Consider the following 16,920-nt stretch of genomic DNA (forward strand, 5'->3'; position numbering starts at 1 on the left):
CTAGGACGAAGCTAGCCACCCTGCACCCTGGCGTCAACCCAGTTGTGCAGATCGCGAGTTCGGAACCGAACATGCTTGCCAACCTTCACGTACGGAATCCCCCAGCGCCGATAGGAGTCCATGAGGACTCTCTTCGTCACGCCCAACTCGGCGGCGGCTTGATCGGGCGTCATAAGCAGGTTGCTACCTCCCCTCACGGATTTCACCTCCGCCTGAATCCAAATCCTCGCGAGACAGCTCGCGATTCGTAGTGAGGTCTTCCGCGATGCCGGCCGCAATGAGCGCGGCGCCGGGTGAGTGCCCTGAGCCCGCGTACCGCCAGTGGGCATCGGTTACGACGTCGGACGAATCGCGGCCGTCGACGTCTCTCGTGTGCCGGGTCTGTCAAACGAGCGGTGTAACGGGGGTGGTTGGGGTTACCGGCGGGCCGCTGTCAGGCGGCCGTCGAAGGCGATGTCGAAGGCGATGTCGAAGGCGTTCAGCGCGGTCTTCCAGCGCATGGTCCAGCGGGCCTGGCCCTTGCCTGTGGGATCGAGCGACATGATGGCCATGTAGACGCATTTCAGGGCGGCCTGCTCGTTCGGGAAGTGGCCGCGGGCCTTGACCGCCCGGCGGATACGGGCGTCCACCGACTCGATCGCGTTGGTGGTGCAGACGATGCGGCGGATCTCGGTGTCGAACCGCAGGAACGGGGTGAACTCCTCCCACGCGTCCTCCCACAGCTTCACGATCGCTGGACACTTCCGGCCCCAGGCGTCGGCGAACTCCGCGAACCGCCCCAGGGCGGCCTCCTCGGTCGGCGCCGTGTAGACGGGCTTGAGGAGGCGGGCGAACTTGTCCCACTCCTGGCGGGCGGCGTAGCGGAAGGAGTTCCGCAGCAGGTGGACCACACAGGTCTGCACGATCGTCTTCGGCCAGACCGTCTCGACCGCCTCGGGCAGGCCCTTGAGCCCGTCGCAGACCAGCATCAGCACGTCGTTCACGCCACGGTTCTTGATCTCGGTGAGGATGTGCATCCAGTGCTTGGCACCCTCGCCGCCGTCGCCGGCCCAGAGCCCGAGGATCTCCCGCCGGCCCTCAACGGTGACCGCCAGAGCCACGTAGATAGGTCGGTTAGCGACGGCGCCGTCGCGGATCTTCACGTGGATCGCGTCGATGAAGACCACCGGATAGACGGCGTCGAACGGCCGGTTCTGCCATTCGGCCGTGCCGTCCAGGACCTTGTCGGTGATGGTGGAGATGGTCTGGCGGGACACGTCGGCGCCATAGACCTCGGCCAGGTGGGCCTGGACCCCGCCGGTGGTCAGGCCCTTCGCAGCGAGCGAGATGACCATCTCGTCGACGCCGGTCAGGCGCTTCTGCCGCTTCTTGACGATCTTCGGCTCGAAGCTGCCTTCCCGGTCGCGAGGAACGGCTATCTCGATCGGGCCGACGTCGGTGAGCACGGTCTTGGCACGGGTGCCGTTGCGTGAGTTGCCGCCGTTCTTCCCGGCCGGATCGTGCTTGTCATAGCCGAGATGGTCGGTGATCTCGCCCTCGAGAGTGGACTCCAGGAGCCGCTTGGTCAGCTGCTGGAGCAGCCCGCCCTCACCGGTCAACTGAAGGCCCTCGGCCTGAGCCCGGTCCACCAGCTCGTCGATCAGCTGGTCGTCCACAGACTTTGCCGGCGCCGCTTCAGACGGCTCGACGGACTCGGCCTCGGCCATGTTGTTGCTGGTCATCGATGCAACTTCCATGATCGGGAGTTACACCGAACGTTTTACAGTCCCGTACGAGACTGATCACTTGGGGCCGCCAGGCAACCTGTCGAAATCTGTCTCTACTTACTCAAGGGCGCGCCGGCTGGCCGGGCGCTTCCGGCGGGCGTGCGGCCTGGCGGCCGATCCCGCCGGGCACCCGTCGCCGCCCTAGCAACCGCCCTCTGCGCTTCCGCACCGGACAGTGGCCGGGGTAGACCGCCCTAAGGCTCTGGTCCACTGGGGCGAGCCTCCGATCCGAGGACACCCCGGCCTCATTTGTACAGGCCAGGAGCCCAGTCCCACCGCTAGCCGGCTCGTAGTTCTCCGATACCTCCGCCCTGAATAACTCCAGCTCAGACCCTCTCCACCGACCGGGTTCAGCGCTGCATCAACCGATAATTTACAACTTCCAGACAAACCGACTCTTATCAATTATGGTATGACTCAACGAGACAACCTGAACCAGGTGATCCCATGACTGAACCCAACGCCACGCCCGGACGCTCCGAACTCTTTGCGGGAGATGATCCGATCCTCACCGCAGAGGACGATCTGCTGAATCGGTCGCGTTTGGCGACTGCCATCGCTGACGAAGCCCAGGCCCTCAATGCCAAACGTGGCGCGGTGGTTGCAATTACCGGTAAGTGGGGGACCGGCAAGACATCTCTACTCAACCTGACTGCCAATATCCTGCGTGAACAAGATTCGGTGGAAGTCGTTGAGTTCAACCCGTGGTATTTCTCGGGAACCGACCATCTAATCCGATTCTTCTTCGACGAGATGGCAATGCAACTGAGTGGCAGCCGAAACCGCAAGGAACGACTCAAGACCGCAACCGCCATCATCGCGGATAAGTTCAATAGGTACTCTGCATCTCTCTCACCACTTAAATTTATGCCGGGAGCAGCTACCCTCCTTGATGCCGCACAGAAAACATCGGAGGGGATTTCCCAGGCTCTAAGCACTAGCATCCATGAGCAGAGGATAGAAATCTCTGAGGCATTGAACCGCCTCGACGGGAGAATTATTTTACTTATTGACGATATTGATCGTCTCAATCGCCAGGAGATCCGTGACTTGTTTCGACTAGTCCGACTGAATGGCTCCTTTCCTAACGTGGTGTACCTCCTCTGTTTCGACAGGAAGATGGTCGAAAGCGCATTGAGCGAGGAAGGGCTTAATGGCGCAGCCTACCTAGAGAAGATTGTGAAGACCTCCGTTGAGGTGCCCCCAGCCGCGGACGAAGCCTTGGCTTCAGCTCTTCGCACAGGAATTCAAGAAGCTCTTGCCAACATGATCATTCCCGATGTCGGTGAGGAACGCTTCCCTGACGTATTCTGGCAAGTAGTCAGACCACTCTTCAGCACAGTTAGGGATGTGAAGAGATTTCTGTCCTCCCTAAGCCTAACTGTCCGGTCTGCGGGAGAAGAAGTCGCTTTGCCGGATCTCGTAGCACTGGAAGCTATTCGCGTTATGCGGCCGTCCGCGCACGATCTGATCGCAGAACACGTCGGTGCCTTGACGACTGTTCATAGTTGGCAAACCGGCACCCGTAACCAAGCTATGCTCGCGTCAGACGCCGAAAAAGTCGCCGCCGTGCAAGGCGCCCTGCCGAGCGAGGTGGGTAATTCTCTCATCCGGTACATCTTCCCCGCGGCTCAACTTCACACTGAGAATTTGTGGCATGGGGCTGAATCGTCCCAATGATGGCGACGCGACCGAAGGGTCGCCCACCCAACCGTCCTCAAATATTACCTTCATCGGGATTTGCCGTCAGGCACCGCGCCGAGCAGCCAGGTTTACGCAATTGTTAGCGCTGCTGAAGATGAGCAAGAGTTCACAGAAGCACTTGCTGCCGTACCGGACGACTACCTGGAAGACGCACTCGATCGCTTCCTTGCCCATGTCGATGGAATCGATATTAGCGCAATTCCAAAAACGGCAATCGCACTCCTGAAGCTGCTGCCCCGCTTTAGCGAAGAACCGGCCGGAATGATCGACGTAGGTCGAGATTACACAGCCTTGCGGCCGGTACGGAAACTGATGCAGCGCGTCAATCCCGAGAACGCCGATTTAGTGGCACGTACGGTTTATAACGGCGTGGAGAGCCCGTACGCCCGCTTGAGGTTCCTAACTCTAGTTGGGACTCGCCGGGAAACAGAAGAGCGGATAATCAGTCCGGAGTTGGAAGAGGCCCTTCGGGATCACCTCCGTGAAAACCTGAAGTCTGCTCCAGCGGATAGGTTGAGTTCGGAGAGGGAACTGCTGCTCACGGTTGTACAAGCAATTGACTGCAATGCGGAATCAGGCGTACCTGTCATTGAATCGGCAACAGTCCCAGCAGTAACCGCTCGCCTCTTGGAAACCAGCCTTTCTCCCAGCCGAACAAAGACGCTAGGAAGCGTAGTCGTCAGTTTCGAAGACCGAATCGCTTGGGAGGCGCTAGTTTCCGTATTCGGCGGTGAAGATCAACTAACTTCCGCAGTTGAGCGGCTGAAGGAACACATCGTTGACCGTCCAGTAAGTAAGCGTCTACAAAGAGCCATCTCTGCATTCGACCAATACGCAGCGGGCTGGAGGCCAGAACAATTCTGACCCCAGTGGCAAAACTTACAGGACCGCAGAGTCAGCAGCACAAAGAGACGGGCGAGGTCAAAGGAATTTCGATCAGTAAGTTCCGCCATGACTGAAACAAAGTATAGGGAAAAGAACTTTGCGGTCGCTATTCTCCTGTTTCTGACTGTACTCCCACGCGGACCCCAACGTCATGACCGCGCCCCTCACGTTCCATAAGCCAAGATTCCACACGCTTTTGGATACCCTCTGCCGTGAGGAGATCCACCACTACCGAACCTCCGAACATGGATCTTCCGCTAATCTTTGTGCGCACCTTCTCCCGCGCCGCATCAATTGCGGCACGAAGTTCCAGCATTGACACGTCCAACTCGTACAGATCCAACACATCGCTGCCAAAATAGAGAACACCACCAGCAGGGAAAAAGACGCGCAACCCGTAACCTTTTGGCTTGCTGGATTCTGTCATAAGACGGGGAGTGACAAGTGCCTTTCCTGTAGAGATGTACCAATCCGACAAGGAGATGGGATCTGACACCATGATCTGGTCAAGTCGCTCATCCACATGCTCGAATGGGTCACGGACATTCTTTGTCAGCTGCAAAACCGATGCATCCGCTGCCTGTCCCAGGAGGTTTCGCAGACGCTCACCACGACACTGTGCGAATTCCTGTGACTTCCGCTGGCTCTGATGTTGCGGATATTTACGGACCTTACCTGGGTGTAGGATCCGTTGAACAACGATTGCGGCGAATAGTGCCGCCTGCAATGATGCCCATACCTCGGGGTCGTTGGGCGGACAATCATCCCGCATTGCTCGCTTCCATGCGAAAGCGATATGGTTGTTGACGATGACTGCCTGGCGCTCCAATTCGTCAAGGTAAATTCCGTCTCTTAGCGCCTCGGTCGATTCCTCCGTCGAACCCTTAAGACAATGTCTCACGTGGTGAGTTTCGCGAGCTTCTTGTAGCAGGTCAGGGTTGCCGCGAGCCCGAGGAAGGCCAGGAAGTGGCTGCCTTCGCGCTCGTACCGGACGGTCAGGCGGCGGTAGCCGAAGAGCCAGGAGATTGACCGTTCGATCTTCCAGCGGTGTCGGCCCAGGCGCTCGCCGGACTCGACGCCGGGCCGGGCGATACGCGGAACGATGCCCCGCTCACGCAGCCACTTCAGCCTCTCAGCGGAGTAGTACGCCTTGTCGGCACGGAGTATGCCGGGGCGGCGTCTGCGGGGACCGCGCCGGGACCGGATGGCGGGTATGCCGGCGACCAGCGGCAGCAGCGCCTGGCTGTCGTGGACATTGGCGCCGGAGACGCCGAGGGCCATGGGTAAGCCCTGTGCGTCGGACAGGACGTGGAGTTTGCTGCCTTTCTTACCGCGGTCGACCGGATTGCGCCCGGTCAGCGATCCCCCCTTTTCGCGCGGACGGAGGCCGCATCCACAATCGCCGAGGACCAGTCCACCTCACCACGGGCGCCGAGTTCGTCCAGAACGGTCTGATGCAGGCGACGCCAGAGGCCGGCCTCAGTCCATGCGGCGAACCGGCGGTGTGCAGTCGCCGGCGAGACACCGAACGTCTCCGGCAGATGCCGCCAGGCGCATCCGCTGGTCAGCACGTACACGACGGCAGTGAACACCGCTCGCTCATCAACCGGGGCCGTGCCTCCGCCCTGCGGACGCGACGCAAACGGCGGCAGCAACGGAGCAACGAGGGACCACAGTTCGTCAGGAACCAGCCTCTGCGACAGACCAACACGCATGGCACGGCATCATGCCGCATCAACCCGACACCACATGAGACAACCTCTAAGTGACCGAATTGGGACCCGCCTGCGTTGAAGATGGTCTTCCTCTCGAACTTTCTCATCAGCCATGGGATAATTGTGCCCGACTTCTCTGACATGTAACCCCAGGTTTCCGTCACTCTACATTCGTGCTCGATCAGTGGATGTCAATGGAGAAGAAGCATCTGGCACGTCGTGTGTGCCCCGAAGCGGCTCGGGACAATTTCGAGCCGAGCGCCGTGATCACGCCAAGCGTGGTAGGGAATCGCCGCGCTCTTTGGCTGGGGCGGGTGGCCTCCGAGGCTTGAGACAGCCACCATGGGGCGGGGCCCTAAGAGGTTGTCTCATGTGGTGTCGGGTTGATGCGGCATGATGCCGTGCCATGCGTGTTGGTCTGTCGCAGAGGCTGGTTCCTGACGAACTGTGGTCCCTCGTTGCTCCGTTGCTGCCGCCGTTTGCGTCGCGTCCGCAGGGCGGAGGCACGGCCCCGGTTGATGAGCGAGCGGTGTTCACTGCCGTCGTGTACGTGCTGACCAGCGGATGCGCCTGGCGGCATCTGCCGGAGACGTTCGGTGTCTCGCCGGCGACTGCACACCGCCGGTTCGCCGCATGGACTGAGGCCGGCCTCTGGCGTCGCCTGCATCAGACCGTTCTGGACGAACTCGGCGCCCGTGGTGAGGTGGACTGGTCCTCGGCGATTGTGGATGCGGCCTCCGTCCGCGCGAAAAGGGGGGATCGCTGACCGGGCGCAATCCGGTCGACCGCGGTAAGAAAGGCAGCAAACTCCACGTCCTGTCCGACGCACAGGGCTTACCCATGGCCCTCGGCGTCTCCGGCGCCAATGTCCACGACAGCCAGGCGCTGCTGCCGCTGGTCGCCGGCATACCCGCCATCCGGTCCCGGCGCGGTCCCCGCAGACGCCGCCCCGGCATACTCCGTGCCGACAAGGCGTACTACTCCGCTGAGAGGCTGAAGTGGCTGCGTGAGCGGGGCATCGTTCCGCGTATCGCCCGGCCCGGCGTCGAGTCCGGCGAGCGCCTGGGCCGACACCGCTGGAAGATCGAACGGTCAATCTCCTGGCTCTTCGGCTACCGCCGCCTGACCGTCCGGTACGAGCGCGAAGGCAGCCACTTCCTGGCCTTCCTCGGGCTCGCGGCAACCCTGACCTGCTACAAGAAGCTCGCGAAACTCACCACGTGAGACATTGTCTAAGATCATGGGGCCACATCGGCCCATTACGGGCAGGTCCACAACCAGCCCGATCGCCGGTCAGCTTAAGGCCCCATGATCTCCCACCCCATGGCAGCTCCCGTCCCAACCCTCTCCAGCCACCCGCGCTCGTAGGAGCCCGCACATGCCGGCCGGGTCGCAGACCCGGGGTCAACTGGCCTTGCGCAGCCGCCCCGTGGCGCCCCGGGCGAGCCGGGCGATCTCCCGCACTGTGGCCACCGGAAGCGCGAGCCGCACCACCCCGACACCGTCACACCCGGTATCCGCCCGCGCCCGCACCCCCGACGTGTCCCCACCCGCGGCCCTCAGCGCCCCGGCCAGCTCCTCCGCCGCTGTCTGTGCCTCCCGCCAGCCGCTCAGGTAGTCCACCCCCGGCAGCCACACCACCGCGTCCAGGTCGAATGCCTCCTCCTCTTCGAACCCCGCGTCCCAAGGGTCGCCCATGTGCCGGATCACTCCTTGACCGTTGTCTCTGGCAGAACTCCGCAACTGATCCGCCGAGTTGGACCATGGCACGACGAGCGCCCCGGTACCCTCGGCACCGGGGTCGCTCGCGGCTCCCAGCCGGGCCACCCTCGCCCGCCAAGGTTCGGGGTGGTCCGGTCATCAGATCTGTGGCTGCGGCAAGACGCCGATCACGATCACGTGTCGTGCGTCTCACCTTCCTTCGCGTACTTCGTCCTCTTGCCACTGCCTTCCAGGCCGCCACCGCATGCCGGGCACATAGCCATCACCTCCTCCCTCACCACGCAGGAGAACTTGCGATAGCCCCGGCCCCGGGTCCGAGGATCGGGAAAGACCCGGGGCCGGGTCGTCGGCAGAGAGGCAGCTCCGCCGACCATCCCCCAGACGCCCGAGGGAGGGAGCGTCCAGGAGGGTCGTGAGGACGGGAGCGCTGGTCCCCTTGCTCCACAGCGCCCCCGCCCGGTCTCACAGGACAACCGCGCCCAGCGGCAGCCGCCCATCCCACCTCCGACGCGGGGCAGGCCCTGCCCGCAACAGCCGGGCTACCAAGACGCACACGCAGCGATCCACATCACGACCACCGGTCCTTGCCGTCCGAAGCGCCGCTCCCACCCGCGAGGTCACTCGCCACCCCCATCGGTGGTCAGCACGGCCCATACGCACTTGCCGATCCCACCGCGCTCCGCGACGCCCCACCGGTCCGTCAGCTCATCGACCAGGAGCAACCCGAACCCACCGTCGTCACCCGGCACACGCGGCACCGGGCGCTCATCGGAGGCGTCATGAACCTCGATGCGCACCCCGTTGTCCAGCCGGATAAACCGCGTCAGAATCTCCCGACCCGGCGATGCGCGGGCATGAACCACGGCGTTCGTCACCAGCTCCGAGACCACCAGCGCGGCCGGTTCTTCGATCCCGGCCAGCCCCCACCTGGCCACCGCCTTACGCGCCTGCGCCCGCGCCAACGCCACACACCGGCGATGCCGCCGCCACTGCCACGTCATCACCGACGGGTCGCGGATGACCGTCCGATCGGCCGTTGTCCTCGGCATCACTCATCGCCTCAAAACGTTGGTCACGGGCCGCCCATCGGGTCCTAGTCGCTCGATCGGCCCGTGATCCATCCTGAGGACGCGAAGAGCCCCCAGCTTTCACAGTTGAGTGAAAGTAGGGGCTAGGGAGTGTGAGTGCTAGAGACCGACCCAAGCCGCCAAGTGATCCAACGTGTCCGGGGTACGCCGCGCCACGTGGACGAGTCCCCTGATCGTCTCGCGTGCCCCCGAGTGGTAGCGGGTCTGCTGGGGCGCCAACCGGCGTGCCTGCGTGATCGACTTCAGGGCGGCTTCGCTGCGCCCCGCTTCCATCTGTGCGCGCGCCTGGTCCACGTAGAAGTGCGCGGCACGGGAGACCGCCCAGTCCTTCGGGATCACCACGCCTGAGGCTTCCTTCAGCGCCTCCCCGTACTCGCGTAGTTCGATGTTCGCGGACACGGCGTGCGCCGCGACGTTGGTCGGACCGAAGGACAGCCAATGAACGTCTGACGCCTCGCCGACTCGTTCCGCGTGGGCACGGGCCTCGGTGAGGTGCGTCTCTACCGAACCCCTGTCGCGGGCACGAGCCGCGATGATGCAGGCGCCCAGGTGGAGTTGTCCGGCAACCACCTCCCGCTCTCTCGACGGGGTGGCCTGGCTCAGCAGTCCGTGACCGGACGAGACGAGCCGCCGGCCGATCGTGTACTCACCCTCGCGGAAGTACACGAGCGCACGCATGTACTGGCGCACCGCGCCCAAGAGCGGGTCCGCCGCGCGGGCGGCGGCCCAGTCCATCCGGTCCAGCGCCACGGTGGACAGGTCGTAGAAGCCGAGCTTCACCGAGATGTCATGGGCCGTGCGGAAGGTGCTGGACAGTGCGGCCCACAGTTCCGACGACGGCGCGCGGTGCGCGGCCGTGGTGATCTCGGCGATCAGCCCGGGAAGGTCCAGCGCGGCGTCATGGAGCTTCGTGGCCCTCACCTGCTGGCACAGGTTCTCCGCGGCGGCGACGAGTTGGAGGGTCGGCCTCGGATCAATATCGGGGTCGGCGCCCAGGTCGTAGAGATCGAGCGCTTCGCGGATCGGCCGGATCAGCCCGGCGAGTCTGTCCTGCTGGAGTTCGGTCACATATGGCTGACCCGTGAGGGCGGTCACGTCGATGGCCAACGTACGCGCCACGGTGGCGACCAGGTCGGGGCTGGCGGGCTTGTGCCCGCTCTCTACCTGAGTGAGCAGGCTGTACGAGTACGGGATCTTGTCGGCCAGGGCGCGCTGAGTCAGTCCCGCACGCTTGCGATGGTGCGCGATGCGCGCCCCTGTGTGGTCCTCGTCGCGAAGGGGCATAGGGCTCCGTTCCGTCACTCCTCCCCCGAAGCTACCCGCCGGGGAGTCGTCTGAGACGGTTTTTCCCGGTTGCACCAGCCCGTCCCCGCACGATGAACTGCGCGAATGGCCAGGAACCGCGTGCTTTACCTGCTGGGCAGCGCCGCTCCGCCCGTGCTCGGCGTCGAGGACGTCATCAAACGCGCACAGGCGGGGGGATGGAGCGTGTGTCTCGGGCTCACCCCCACCGCCGCCCGGTGGCTGGACGACCAAGTGCCCCGGCTGGAGGGACTGACCGGGTATCCGGTCCGCAGCCAGTACAAGCTGCCTCATGAGCCGGACGTCTGGCCGCCTGCCGACGTCGGCGTCATCGCCCCTGCCACCTTCAACACCATCAATCAGTGGGCCCTGGGGATCACTGAGAAGTTCGTCGTCGGGTTCGCCGCCGAGGGGATCGGCAAGAACATCCCGCTGGTGACCATGCCGTGCGTGAACGCAGCCTATGTGCAGCACACGCAGTTCACGCGCAGCATCGAGACCCTTCGTTCCATGGGGGTGCACGTCCTCTACGGCGAAGGCGGATTCGTACCGAACGAGCCGGGCAAGGGCCGGCCGGACGAATACCCCTGGCACCTGGCTCTTGAAGCGGCCACGAGACTGATCGTTTGACCTGACGGCTACCGCAGGAGCCGTGCTCGACCTCGCCGGACACCCAGTGTCGAGCCGCGCCCTTGGCTAGCCGTTCCGACCGTGCTGATGTTGGCTAGAGTGATCACCGGCTGAACCGGCGCGAAGCACCGATAGGCGCCTGACCTGCAAAGAAGGCACTGTGTGAGCAAGCAGTGACCGGGTTCCTTGAAAGCGTCGTAATCGGACTCCGGAGGTCGACACGAAGTCATCACCAGACCCCGTACAGTCCGGTTTCAACCGGCATGAACAGGGATGGAGGGTGAACCATGAAACGCCGTCTGACCTGCCCCTACGCCCGGTACACGGGTATGCCCCCTGCTTCTCCGGTGAACTTCCAGTTCACCGGGCAGCGGTTCTTCCGGATCGAGAACGGCAGGCTCGCCGGCCAGCTCAGGGAGGTGGCGTACCAGGCGACGACGACCGACTTCTGGGGCTCGATGTCGGCGATCGGCGGCCCGGAGACGTACGTGCTGGGCGGCACGTTCAGTTGCGGCAAGGCCCAGCCCGGCCAGGCCGCGTCCGTCTCGCACGGCTGCCCGTCGGCCCTCTTCCGGAACGTCAACATCCTCAACACCACCCAGGAGGCCGGCCGATGACGCGGACGACCCGGACGACCGAGCCCCACGAGACCGTCGAGCGGGCGCTGGAGCTGTCGCGCGCCGACGGCTGCGTCGTCATCGCCGACGAGGAGTCGACCGCGAACCTCCGCTGGGCGGGCAACACCCTGACGACGAACGGCGAGACGCGCGGCCGTACGCTCACCGTCATCGCCACCGTCGACGGCCGGGAGGGCACCGCCTCCGGCGTCGTCTCCCGCGCCGCGGTCACCGCCGAGGACCTGGAGTCGCTGGTACGGGCCGCGGAGGCGGCGGCCCGCGAGGGGGCGCCGGCGGAGGACGCCCGCCCGCTGGTGGCGGGCGTGCCGCACTCGGCCGACTTCACCGAGCCGCCCGCCGAGACCTCCTCCGACGTGTTCGCCGCCTTCGCGCCGGCGCTCGGCGAGTCCTTCGCCCGCGCCCGGGCCGGCGGCCGGCAGCTCTACGGCTTCGCGAACCACATGGTGACCTCCACCTACCTCGGCACCTCCACCGGGCTGCGGCTGCGCCACGACCAGCCGACCGGCACGCTGGAGCTGAACGCCAAGTCCCCGGACCGGACGAAGTCCGCCTGGGCGGGCCGCTCGACGCGGGACTTCACCGACGTCGACCCGGCCGAGCTGGACGCCGAGCTGGCGCAGCGGCTGGCGTGGGCGGAGCGCGCGGTGGAGCTGCCCGCCGGGCGGTACGAGACGCTGCTGCCGCCGAGCGCGGTGGCCGACCTGCTGGTCTACATGTTCTGGTCCGCCTCCGGCCGCGACGCCCACGAGGGCCGCACGGTGTTCAGCAAGCCGGGCGGCGGCACGCGCGTCGGCGAGAAGCTTGCCGGGCTGCCGCTGACGCTGCGCAGCGACCCGGCGGAACCGGGCCTGGAGTCCGCGCCGTTCGTGATCGCGCACGCCTCCGGCAACGACTCGTCGGTCTTCGACAACGGGCTGCCGGTCGAGCCCACGGACTGGCTGCGCGAGGGCACGCTGCGGCACCTGCTGACCGACCGCTTCACCGGTGACCTCACCGGGCTGCCCGTCACGCCCGAGGCGGACAACCTGGTGCTGGACGGGGGCGGCACGAAGTCGCTGGACGAGATGGTCGCGGACCTGGGGCACGACGGGCCGGGGCTGCTGCTGACCTGCCTGTGGTACATCCGCGAGGTGGACCCGGCGACGCTGCTGCTGACCGGGCTGACCAGGGACGGCGTGTATCTGGTGGAGAACGGCGAGGTGACCGGGGCGGTGAACAACTTCCGCTTCAACGAGTCGCCCGTGGACCTCCTGGCGCGGGCGGCCGAGGCCGGGGCCACGGAGCGGACGCTGCCGCGGGAGTGGGGCGACTGGTTCACCCGGGCGGCGATGCCGCCCGTGCGGATCCCGGATTTCCACATGAGCTCCGTCAGCCAGGGCGTCTAGGCGCCATTACCCTCGTACGCAGCCGCGGGTGCGGCTGCGTACGAGACCGGGATGCGGACCAGAACCGAGGAGATGCGAGAGACGTGACGGACATCGTCGACGAGCTGCGGTGGCGCGGGCTGCTGGCCCTGTCCACCGACGAGGACGCACTGCGCAAGGCGCTCGCGGACGGTCCCGTCACGTTCTATTGCGGTTTCGACCCGACGGCGCCCAGCCTGCACGTCGGCCACCTGGTGCAGGTGCTGACCATGCGCCGGCTCCAGACGGCCGGGCACCTGCCGCTGGCGCTGGTCGGCGGCGCGACGGGCCAGATCGGCGACCCGAAGCCGGACGCGGAGCGCACGCTGAACGACCCGGAGGTCGTCGCCGGCTGGGTGGAGCGGGTGCGCGCGCAGATCGAGCCGCTGCTCGACTTCGAGGGCCCGTACGCCGCCCGGATGGTCAACAACCTGGACTGGACCGCGGGCCTGTCCGCGATCGAGTTCCTGCGCGACATCGGGCGGCACTTCCGGGTGAACAAGATGATCGCCAAGGAGGCCGTCGCCCGCCGGCTGGAGTCCGAGCACGGCATCGGCTACACCGAGTTCAGCTACCAGATCCTCCAGGGGCTGGACTTCCTGGAGCTGTACCGGCGGCACGGCTGCACGCTCCAGACCGGCGGCAGCGACCAGTGGGGCAACCTGACGGCGGGCACCGACCTGATCCACCGGGTCGAGCCGGACGCCGCGGTGCACGCGCTGGCGACGCCGTTGATGACGAAGGCCGACGGCACGAAGTTCGGCAAGACGGAGGGCGGTGCGGTCTGGCTCGACCCGGAACTGACGACGCCGTACGCCTTCTACCAGTTCTGGCTGAATGTCGACGACCGGGACGTCTCCCGCTACCTGCGGATCCTCAGCTTCCGCAGCCGCGCGGAGCTGACCGAGCTGGAGCGGCAGACCGAGGAGCGCCCGCAGGCGCGGGCCGCGCAGCGGGCGCTGGCGGAGGAGCTGACGACGCTGGTGCACGGCGCGGAGCAGTGCGCCGCGGTGGTGGCCGCGTCGCGGGCGCTGTTCGGGCAGGGGGAGCTGGGCGAGCTGGACGAGGCGACGCTGCGGGCGGCGCTGGCCGAGGTGCCGCACGCACGGGTCACCGAGCTGGGTCCGGTGGTGGAGCTGCTCGCCGAGGTGGGCCTGGCGCCGAGCCGGTCGGCCGCCCGCAGGACGGTCAAGGAGGGCGGGGCGTACGTGAACAACGTGAAGGTCACGGGCGAGGACGCGGTGCCGGCCCCGGAGGATCTGCTGCACGGCCGCTGGCTGGTGCTGCGCCGCGGCAAGCGCAACCTGGCGGCGGTCGAGCTGGCGGCCCCCGAGGCCGGGTGAGCCCGTCCCGCCGTTCCGCGCGCCGGTGCACGCGGGACGGCGGGACGGGCTGCCGCTAGCGGGGGCTGCGGTTCTTGTGGCCGCGCATGCTCTCGTACAGCGGGGTGCCCAGGGCGACGATGGCCACGGCGCCGGCGAGCTGGAGGATGTGCCGGATCCAGTCGATTCCCTTGGTGTCGTCCACGCCGATCGCCGAGGCCACGGCGTTGCCGAGGACGGCCCCGATGATGCCGAAGATCGTGGTCAGCCACAGGGGGATGGCCTGCTTGCCGGGCAGGATGATCCGGGCGATGACGCCCAGGATCAGGCCCAGGATGATGGCCCACAGCCAGCTCATGTCGCCTCCTAGTGCAGCGGGGTCCGCCTGCCGTGCCAGTTTCGGACGGCGGCCCGGGGGATGCATTCCGGCCAGGGCCGTTCGGGTTGCGGGGCGGTCTGTACCGCCCCGGCGTCGAGGGAAGGGCTTTCGCGGCGTACCTTGGGGAGGTACCCAGTGCCAGGGGGTGGAGTGTGAAACGGAAGCGCCGCGGCGATGCCGACGTGTTCAGGATCACCGGCGCCAGACAGAGCCTGGACGACGACGTGCGCGGCCGGCAGCGGCGGTACGTGATCTCCATGGTGGTCCGGGCGATCTCGGTGGTGGCCGCCGCGCTGCTCTGGAACGTCGAGCGGCACATCGCGGTCGTCGCGCTCGTCCTCGGCATGTTCATCCCGTACTTCGCGGTGATCATCGCGAACGCGGGCCGGGAGAACGTCCGTTCGCTGCCCTCCACCTTCACCGTCGCCCCGCCGCGCACGGTGATCGCCCCGCCGCCGCGGACCCCGCGCGAGACCGACGTCCCAGGTGAACCGGCCCCCGCCGGGAACGAGTCGCCGACCAGCGATAGCACTCCGCCGACCGTTTGATCACCAAGAGTGCAAGCTCAGAAAAAGCTCAAATCAAATATGCCCATCCGGTGCCGGGCGGCCCTCCTCGCGTGACATACTTCGTACGCGCTCCGCATCCCCCGTCGGAGCGACGGACCGACGCCGGGCAGCTCCCCCCGTGGCTGCCCGGCGTCGCCCTTGTTCCGGCACGTAGGCTGGGTTCCCGTGAACACCGCTGACCCCTCTCTCATCTGCTCCGCCAAGGGCTGCCGTACGCCCGCGGTGTGGGTGCTCGCCTGGAACAACCCCAAGCTGCACACGCCCGAGCGCCGCAAGACCTGGCTCGCGTGCGAGGAGCACCGCGAATACCTGAGCCGCTTTCTGGGCGTACGCGACTTTCTCAAAGAGGTCGTCACGCTGGCGGACTGGCAGGAAGCGGAGAAAAGCGCGGCGAAGAGCGCGGAAAAGGACGCCGGCGGTGAAAGCGGGCCGGGTCCGGAACGGGGCTGAGAACCCGGACTGAGAACCCGGGCTGAGAACCCGGGCTGAGAGGCGGGACCGAGAAGCGGGGCCGGGGGCCGGGACTCGAAGTCCGGTGCCGGGCGCCGCCGGCTGCCGGACCGTGCGCAACCGGCCCGTGTCAGCCGCCGATTGCGGACATCGGCCGGTCCGGCTGGACGAACGACGGGTCGTCGAGGCCCGCGCCCGCCTTCTTGCCCCACATCGCCTCGCGCCAGAGCCGCGCCACCTCCGCGTCCGGCGCACCGGAGCGCAACGCGCCCCGCAGATCGGTCTCCTCGCGCGCGAACAGGCAGTTGCGCACCTGCCCGTCGGCGGTCAGCCGGGTGCGGTCGCAGGCGCGGCAGAAGGGCCGGGTGACGGAGGCGATGACGCCGACGCGGGCCGGGCCGCCGTCCACGAGCCAGCGCTCGGCGGGTGCGGAGCCGCGCGCCGCGTCGCCCTCGGGGGTCAGCTCGAAGCGGGTGCGCAGGGAGGCGAGGATGTCGCCGGCGGTGATCATGCCGTCGCGCTGCCAGCCGTGCTGCGGGTCGAGGGGCATCTGCTCGATGAACCGCAGCTCGTACCCCTCCGCGACGGCCCAGGCGAGCAGGTCGGGGGCCTCTTCCTCGTTGAACCCGGACATCAGCACGCTGTTGACCTTCACCGGCTCCATCCCGGCGGCCCGGGCGGCGGCGAGGCCGCGGAGCACGTCGCCGTGGCGCTTGCGGCGGGTCAGCCGGTGGAACACGTCGGCCCGCAGGGTGTCCAGCGAGACGTTCACCCGGTCCAGGCCGGCGGCCTTGAGGGCGGGGGCCGTACGCTCCAGGCCGATGCCGTTGGTGGTCAGGGAGAGCTTCGGGCGGGGCGTGAGCGCGGCGCAGCGCTCGACGATGCCGGTGAGCCCGGGGCGCAGCAGCGGCTCGCCGCCGGTGAAGCGCACGTCGGTCACGCCCAGCTCGGTGACCGCGAGGCGCACGAGGCGGACGATCTCGTCGTCCGTGAGCAGCTCGGGTTTGCCGAGCCACTGGAGCCCCTCCTCGGGCATGCAGTACGTACACCGCAGGTTGCAGCGGTCGGTGAGTGAGACGCGCAGGTCGGTGGCGACTCGTCCATAGGTGTCACGCAGCATGGTGCCGGCCCTCCCACGGCGGAACCTGACCTCTCGCACCCTACGCCAGGGCTCCGACATTCAACAGTTTGTTGAGTTTACGGGTGGACGGTTCCCGCCGTACGCACGTGACGGCTGGGCCGCGAGCGCCTGGCGTGCACGACACGCCAAAAGTCACTGCACGGCGATGTATTGATGGTCGCGGGTGATCAGCGCTACGTTCGCTTGCCGTGTACCTGACCGCGGCA

Annotated in this window: 17 protein-coding genes and 1 pseudogene; 9 read left to right on the plus strand and 9 right to left on the minus strand. The window is 66.4% G+C overall.

Annotated features, from left to right (window positions below):
* Window positions 1-11 precede the first annotated feature (11 nt).
* Both QBL21_RS22895 and QBL21_RS22900 read right to left on the minus strand, forming a co-directional pair.
* Entirely contained in the window at window positions 12-329 is a 318-nt protein-coding gene (locus tag QBL21_RS22895) for a helix-turn-helix domain-containing protein (protein WP_407564093.1), read from the minus strand.
* Between the two features lie 87 nt (window positions 330-416).
* The gene (locus QBL21_RS22900; RefSeq protein WP_407566523.1) at window positions 417-1,706 is read right to left on the minus strand and encodes an IS256 family transposase; all 1,290 of its coding nucleotides are present in this window, start codon (window positions 1,704-1,706) and stop codon (window positions 417-419) included.
* Between the two features lie 507 nt (window positions 1,707-2,213).
* Between QBL21_RS22900 and QBL21_RS22905 the strand changes: the two genes are divergently transcribed.
* Entirely contained in the window at window positions 2,214-3,446 is a 1,233-nt protein-coding gene (locus tag QBL21_RS22905) for a P-loop NTPase fold protein (protein WP_407564094.1), read from the plus strand.
* 60 nt (window positions 3,447-3,506) lie between these two features.
* The gene (locus QBL21_RS22910; protein WP_407564095.1) at window positions 3,507-4,334 is read left to right on the plus strand and encodes a hypothetical protein; all 828 of its coding nucleotides are present in this window, start codon (window positions 3,507-3,509) and stop codon (window positions 4,332-4,334) included.
* Window positions 4,335-4,461: 127 nt separating this feature from the next.
* Here the strand turns inward: QBL21_RS22910 and QBL21_RS22915 are convergent, their stop codons facing one another.
* Window positions 4,462-5,184 (minus strand): hypothetical protein, encoded by a 723-nt coding sequence (locus QBL21_RS22915; RefSeq protein ID WP_407564096.1) that lies wholly within the window; start codon window positions 5,182-5,184, stop codon window positions 4,462-4,464.
* A gap of 68 nt (window positions 5,185-5,252) precedes the next feature.
* A protein-coding gene (locus QBL21_RS22920) for an IS5 family transposase (RefSeq protein ID WP_407560850.1) occupies window positions 5,253-6,070 on the minus strand; the annotation gives its coding sequence in 2 pieces (ribosomal slippage) (window positions 5,253-5,720 and window positions 5,723-6,070; 816 coding nt in all).
* A gap of 406 nt (window positions 6,071-6,476) precedes the next feature.
* On the opposite strand from QBL21_RS22920, the gene QBL21_RS22925 reads away from it, so the two are divergent.
* Window positions 6,477-7,294, plus strand: a protein-coding gene (locus QBL21_RS22925) for an IS5 family transposase (RefSeq protein ID WP_407560850.1) whose coding sequence is annotated in 2 segments (ribosomal slippage) — window positions 6,477-6,824 and window positions 6,827-7,294 — 816 coding nt in all. Because the reading frame shifts where the segments join, the coding sequence is not laid out codon by codon here.
* 180 nt (window positions 7,295-7,474) lie between these two features.
* On the opposite strand, the gene QBL21_RS22930 is transcribed toward QBL21_RS22925, so the two are convergent.
* The 3 genes from QBL21_RS22930 to QBL21_RS22940 form a co-directional block, all read right to left on the minus strand.
* Window positions 7,475-7,768, minus strand: a complete 294-nt coding sequence (locus tag QBL21_RS22930; protein ID WP_407564097.1) for a hypothetical protein — start codon at window positions 7,766-7,768, stop codon at window positions 7,475-7,477.
* A 641-nt stretch (window positions 7,769-8,409) separates the two neighbouring features.
* Window positions 8,410-8,841: an ATP-binding protein gene (locus QBL21_RS22935; protein WP_407564098.1), complete on the minus strand. Its 432-nt coding sequence runs from the start codon at window positions 8,839-8,841 to the stop codon at window positions 8,410-8,412.
* 138 nt (window positions 8,842-8,979) lie between these two features.
* Complete coding sequence (locus QBL21_RS22940; RefSeq protein ID WP_407564099.1) at window positions 8,980-10,164, minus strand: helix-turn-helix domain-containing protein; 1,185 nt, start codon at window positions 10,162-10,164, stop codon at window positions 8,980-8,982.
* A 105-nt stretch (window positions 10,165-10,269) separates the two neighbouring features.
* Between QBL21_RS22940 and QBL21_RS22945 the strand changes: the two genes are divergently transcribed.
* The 4 genes and pseudogenes from QBL21_RS22945 (at window position 10,270) to tyrS (ending at window position 14,196) form a co-directional block, all read left to right on the plus strand.
* The gene (locus tag QBL21_RS22945; protein WP_407564100.1) at window positions 10,270-10,812 is read left to right on the plus strand and encodes a flavoprotein; all 543 of its coding nucleotides are present in this window, start codon (window positions 10,270-10,272) and stop codon (window positions 10,810-10,812) included.
* A gap of 350 nt (window positions 10,813-11,162) precedes the next feature.
* Window positions 11,163-11,429: pseudogene (locus tag QBL21_RS22950) on the plus strand (metallopeptidase TldD-related protein); the annotation flags it as partial.
* Window positions 11,426-12,835: a metallopeptidase TldD-related protein gene (locus QBL21_RS22955; protein ID WP_407564101.1), complete on the plus strand. Its 1,410-nt coding sequence runs from the start codon at window positions 11,426-11,428 to the stop codon at window positions 12,833-12,835. The pseudogene QBL21_RS22950 and the gene QBL21_RS22955, both read left to right, overlap by 4 nt.
* An 83-nt stretch (window positions 12,836-12,918) precedes the next feature.
* On the plus strand, window positions 12,919-14,196 hold the full coding sequence (gene tyrS, locus QBL21_RS22960) for a tyrosine--tRNA ligase (protein WP_407564102.1): 1,278 nt from the start codon (window positions 12,919-12,921) through the stop codon (window positions 14,194-14,196).
* Window positions 14,197-14,251: 55 nt separating this feature from the next.
* On the opposite strand, the gene QBL21_RS22965 is transcribed toward tyrS, so the two are convergent.
* A complete protein-coding gene (locus tag QBL21_RS22965) occupies window positions 14,252-14,533 on the minus strand; it encodes a GlsB/YeaQ/YmgE family stress response membrane protein (RefSeq protein ID WP_407564103.1) in 282 nt (93 codons plus the stop codon).
* A gap of 173 nt (window positions 14,534-14,706) precedes the next feature.
* Here QBL21_RS22965 and QBL21_RS22970 point away from each other — a divergent pair, with 173 nt between their 5' ends.
* Window positions 14,707-15,102 carry a DUF3099 domain-containing protein gene (locus tag QBL21_RS22970; RefSeq protein ID WP_407564104.1) on the plus strand — a complete coding sequence of 132 codons (396 nt, stop codon included), beginning with the start codon at window positions 14,707-14,709 and terminating at the stop codon, window positions 15,100-15,102.
* A 186-nt stretch (window positions 15,103-15,288) separates the two neighbouring features.
* The gene (locus QBL21_RS22975) at window positions 15,289-15,573 is read left to right on the plus strand and encodes a hypothetical protein (protein WP_407564105.1); all 285 of its coding nucleotides are present in this window, start codon (window positions 15,289-15,291) and stop codon (window positions 15,571-15,573) included.
* Between the two features lie 130 nt (window positions 15,574-15,703).
* Here the strand turns inward: QBL21_RS22975 and moaA are convergent, their stop codons facing one another.
* Window positions 15,704-16,693 (minus strand): GTP 3',8-cyclase MoaA, encoded by a 990-nt coding sequence (gene moaA, locus QBL21_RS22980; protein WP_407564106.1) that lies wholly within the window; start codon window positions 16,691-16,693, stop codon window positions 15,704-15,706.
* Window positions 16,694-16,920: the final 227 nt, after the last annotated feature.

Origin of the sequence: Streptomyces sp. 184 (assembly GCF_045781775.1) — a bacterium.
Lineage (GTDB): Bacteria > Actinomycetota > Actinomycetes > Streptomycetales > Streptomycetaceae > Streptomyces.